Annotated in this window: 3 protein-coding genes and 1 pseudogene; 1 reads left to right on the top strand and 3 read right to left on the bottom strand. The window is 69.9% G+C overall.

Annotation, left to right across the window (positions count from 1 at the left end; all coding sequences use genetic code 11):
* On the bottom strand, positions 1-619 hold a 619-nt coding region (locus tag VJ976_RS01275), incomplete at its 3' end, for a DUF4031 domain-containing protein (RefSeq protein ID WP_324098134.1).
* 139 nt (positions 620-758) lie between these two features.
* Entirely contained in the window at positions 759-2,390 is a 1,632-nt protein-coding gene (gene groL / locus VJ976_RS01270; RefSeq protein WP_324098133.1) for a chaperonin GroEL, read from the bottom strand.
* Positions 2,391-2,659: 269 nt separating this feature from the next.
* Between groL and VJ976_RS01265 the strand changes: the two genes are divergently transcribed.
* Positions 2,660-4,117: a four-carbon acid sugar kinase family protein gene (locus tag VJ976_RS01265; protein WP_324098131.1), complete on the top strand. Its 1,458-nt coding sequence runs from the start codon at positions 2,660-2,662 to the stop codon at positions 4,115-4,117.
* A gap of 28 nt (positions 4,118-4,145) precedes the next feature.
* On the opposite strand, the pseudogene VJ976_RS01260 reads toward VJ976_RS01265, so the two are convergent.
* Positions 4,146-4,442, bottom strand: a pseudogene (locus VJ976_RS01260) (hypothetical protein); the annotation flags it as partial.

Raw genomic sequence — 4,442 nt, 5'->3', positions numbered from 1 at the left:
CGGCGATGTAGTTGGGTCTGGTGTCGCTCCAGACACCCTGAGCCTGGCCTCGCGGGATGGTGATGCGCTCGTAGCCCACCGGCCGCAGCTCATCCTCCGCGGCGACGAGACCGGTCTCCTCGGCCAGCTCTCGTACCGCGGCCCGCCGGATCGTCTCCGGCGGCTCGCGCTTGCCCCCCGGTGGTGACCAGCCCTGCCGAGCTTGGTTGCGCACCATCACGAGGCGGACGCCGTCGGTGACCAGGACGACGGCCGCGCCGCTGTCCGCAGGCGGCTCCAGTGTCGAGGCGATCACGTCCAGGGTGTGCGGCGCGCCCACGGCGACGAGCGCGTCGGCATACCGACCCAGGGGTCGCTCCCCCTTGCGCTTGCGAAAGCGCAGCCCGCTGCGGGCCAGGCGCCGGGCGAGGTCCCGCCCGTTGGTGGCGCTGGCCCCCGCCGCCACCACGTCGGCATACCGCTGCGCTGGGATGTCGTAGTGGTCGCCCTCGAAGGACCGAGCCGGTATGCCGGCCCGGCTCGCGAAGTCGTGCAGCTCCTCCAGCGAGGTGTCGCTGATGACGTGCGACCACACGGTGCCGTGGGCGGGCCAGGTCGGCGGATCGACCCAGACCGTCACACCGGCTGAGCCTAGTCGCCCCAGTGGAGCACGTGCGCGACATGCCGCACCCCCAGCCACATCTTCGACTTCGAGCCGCGAGCTCGCGGCTCGAAGTGAAGACGTGTGGCTGGGGGTGCGGGAAAAGCCGGGGAGGGGACTAGAAGTCCATGCCTCCCATACCGCCCATGCCGCCGTCGCCACCCGGCGCGGCCGGGGTCTTCTCCGGCTTGTCAGCGATCACGGCCTCCGTGGTCAGGAACAGCGCAGCGATGCTGGCCGCGTTCTGCAGCGCGGACCGGGTCACCTTGACCGGGTCGGCCACCCCGAAGCCGAGCATGTCGCCGTACTCACCCGTGGCCGCGTTCAGCCCGTGGCCGTTGGGCAGGTTGCGCACCTTCTCGGCCACGACGCCGCCCTCCAGACCACCGTTCACGGCGATCTGCTTCAGCGGCGCCTCCACGGCCACCTTCACCAGGTTGGCACCGGTCGCCTCGTCGCCCGTCAGGGACAGCGAGTCGAACGCGGAGGTCGCCTGGATCAGAGCCACGCCACCACCGGCGACGATGCCTTCCTCGACGGCCGCCTTGGCGTTGCGCACGGCGTCCTCGATGCGGTGCTTGCGCTCCTTGAGCTCCACCTCGGTGGCGGCTCCGGCCTTGATGACGGCCACCCCACCAGCCAGCTTGGCCAGGCGCTCCTGCAGCTTCTCCCGGTCGTAGTCGGAGTCGGAGTTGTCGATCTCCTTGCGGATCTGGTTGACCCGGCCGGAGATCTGGTCGGCGTCACCGGCGCCCTCGACGATCGTGGTCTCGTCCTTGGTCGAGACGACCTTACGAGCGCGGCCCAGCATGTCCAGCTCGGCCGTCTCCAGCTTCAGCCCGACCTCTTCGCTGATGACCTGTCCACCGGTCAGCACAGCGATGTCGCCGAGCATGGCCTTCCGACGGTCACCGAAGCCCGGCGCCTTCACGGCGAGCACCTTGATGTGGCCACGCAGCTTGTTCAGCACCATCGTCGCCAGCGCCTCGCCTTCGACGTCCTCGGCGATGATGGCCAGCGGCTTGCCGGACTGGATGACCTTGTCCAGGATCGGCACGACATCCTTGATGGCACCGATCTTGGAGTTCATGATCAGCACGTAGGGGTCGTCGAGGACGGCCTCCATGCTGTCGGTGTCGGTCACGAAGTACGGCGAGATGTAGCCCTTGTCGAAACGCATGCCCTCGGTGAGCTCGAGCTCCAGGCCGAAGGTGTTCGACTCCTCGACGGTGATGACGCCCTCGTTGCCGACCTTGTCCATCGCCTCGGCGATCATCTGGCCGATCTCGGGGTCGGCGGCGGAGATCGACGCGGACTGCGCGATCTGCTCCTTGGTCTCCACCTCGGTGGCCATACTCAGCAGCTGGTCGCTCACGGCGCCCACGGCTGCCTCGATGCCGCGCTTGAGGGACATCGGGTTGGCGCCGGCCGCCACGTTGCGCAGGCCCTCGCGCACCATGGCCTGAGCCAGCACGGTCGCCGTGGTGGTGCCGTCACCGGCGACGTCGTCGGTCTTCTTGGCGACCTCCTTGACGAGCTCGGCCCCGATCTTCTCGTAGGGGTCCTCGAGCTCGATCTCCTTGGCGATGGAGACCCCGTCGTTGGTGATCGTGGGGGCTCCCCACTTCTTCTCCAGCACGACGTTGCGCCCACGGGGGCCCAGGGTCACCCGGACGGCGTCGGCCAGGGTGTTCATCCCCTTCTCGAGCCCGCGTCGAGCCTCTTCGTCGAATGCAATGGTCTTGGACATTCGGGTGGTTCCTCCCACACACGTCAAGCGTTCGGATGACCGTCCCTCGCCCGCGACGGACGGGTCGTCGCCCCACGGCTCACGTCGCCGTGCAGCGCTCGACCCTCGAGGAGATCGGTCGGCGTTTTCTGTCACTCTCATACTGCGAGTGCTAGGACCATGATTAGCACTCGACCCGGTGGAGTGCAAATGGACACGGCGCCTTGGGCGCGCCTGCGTCCGTGGCCCTATCGTGAGCGACACCGCGTCGAAGAGAGGGAGTCCTGCCCATGGATGGAGCCACCCCGGTTGCCGCGAGCGAGCTGCTGTCCGGCTACCCCGATCCCCTCCCGGTCAGTGCGACCGAGGTGCAACAGGCGCGTGAAGGACGCTCGACGGTCCTGGTCGTGCTCGACGACGACCCGACCGGCACCCAGTCGGTGGCCGAGCTCCCGGTGCTCACCCGCTGGGAGCCGGACGACCTGGCGTGGGCCATGCAGACGGGCAGTCCCGCGGTCTACGTGATGACCAACTCGCGCAGCCTCAGCGAGGAGCACGCCACCGCGCGCAACGTCGAGGTGGTGCGGGCGGCTGGCGAGGCCGCGGACGCCCTCGGTCTGACCGTCGACTTCGTGTCCCGGTCCGACTCCACGCTGCGCGGTCACTATCCGCTGGAGCCGCAGGTGCTGGTGCGTGAGCTCGCTGACGCGGGGGTGGTCGTCGACGCGGTCATCATCGTGCCGGCGTTCGGGGACGCGGGGCGGATCACCGTCGGCTCGGTGCACTACGCCGGGTCGCAGGACGAGGGTTACCTCCCGGTCGGTCAGACCGAGTTCGCCCGGGACGAGACCTTCGGGTACACCGCGTCCGACCTTCGCGACTGGGTCGCCGAGAAGACGGACGGAGCCGTCCCAGCCGGCGACGTGGCCGCCATCACCCTGGATCAGGTGCGCGCCGGAGCGGACGCCGTCGCCGACCGGCTCGCTGCACTGTCCGAGGCGGCACCGGTCGTCGTCGACATCGTGACCGAAGCCGACCTGCGCGTCCTGGCTCTCGGGATCCTGGCTGCCGAGGCCCGAGGGTCCCGCTTCGTCCACCGCGTCGGGCCGCCCTTCGTCCGGGCACTGGTCGGGCAGGAGGCGCACGACCCGCTCACTGCCCCCGACGTGGACCGCATCCGCTCCGGGGGCCCCGCGCAGGATGCGGCCCACGGTCTCGTCGTCGTCGGCTCCCACGTCGACCTCACCACGCGTCAGGTGGGCGCGCTGCGTCGACGCCATGCGTTGGCGGAGGTGGAGATCGACGTGAACGAGGTCTTGGGCGAGGGGCGCGAGGCGCACCTCGCCGGCGTAGTGCAGCAGGTGACCGGGGCCCTGCAGACCGAGCACGTCGTCGTGCAGACCTCGCGCACGCTCGTCAGCGGCGATAGTGGCGCGGACTCGCTGGACATCGCCCGGGCCGTCTCGGCGGCCGTCGTCCAGGTGGTGCAGTCGGTGCTCGAGACGGCACCACTGCGCTTCGTCGTCGCCAAGGGGGGCATCACCTCCTCCGACGTCGCCAGCCACGGTCTGTCCATCGGACGAGCCATGTGTCGGGGGCCCATGCTGCCGGGCCTGGTGTCGCTGTGGGAGCCCGTCGACGGTCCGGCCCAGGGCATCCCCTACCTTGTCTTCGCCGGGAACGTGGGCGATGAGGACAGTCTGGCCGATGTGGTCGACACCCTCAGCGAGGCTGACTCCGCTGCCTGAGCCCCGCTGGCCATAACCCCCGAGGCGGTCAGGCCGGCTTCGCCGTCTCCAGCGCGCGCATCGCCGCCGCACGCAGCGTCTCCTCCCGCAGGCCCAGCCCCCGCGCACACGCGACCAGCCCCTCGAGCTCGCGCCCGCGGTGGTGCAGGCTCTCGGTGAGACAGGACGCCAGATGGGTCAGCTGCTCCACCTGCGCGCCGACGAACTCGGAGTCCACCACATCGCCATGGCCCGGGACGGCCACCGTTCCAGCGCGCACCTCGTCCCTCCGGGTCAGCCCGCGCATGGAGGTCGCCCACTCCAAGGGGTAGCTGTCCTCCATGGC

The sequence above is a fragment of the Ornithinimicrobium sp. genome, from assembly GCF_035267225.1.
Taxonomy (GTDB): domain Bacteria; phylum Actinomycetota; class Actinomycetes; order Actinomycetales; family Dermatophilaceae; genus Ornithinicoccus.
Note: the sequence above shows the minus strand (reverse complement) of the source record. Positions and strands in the feature narration are given on the sequence as shown.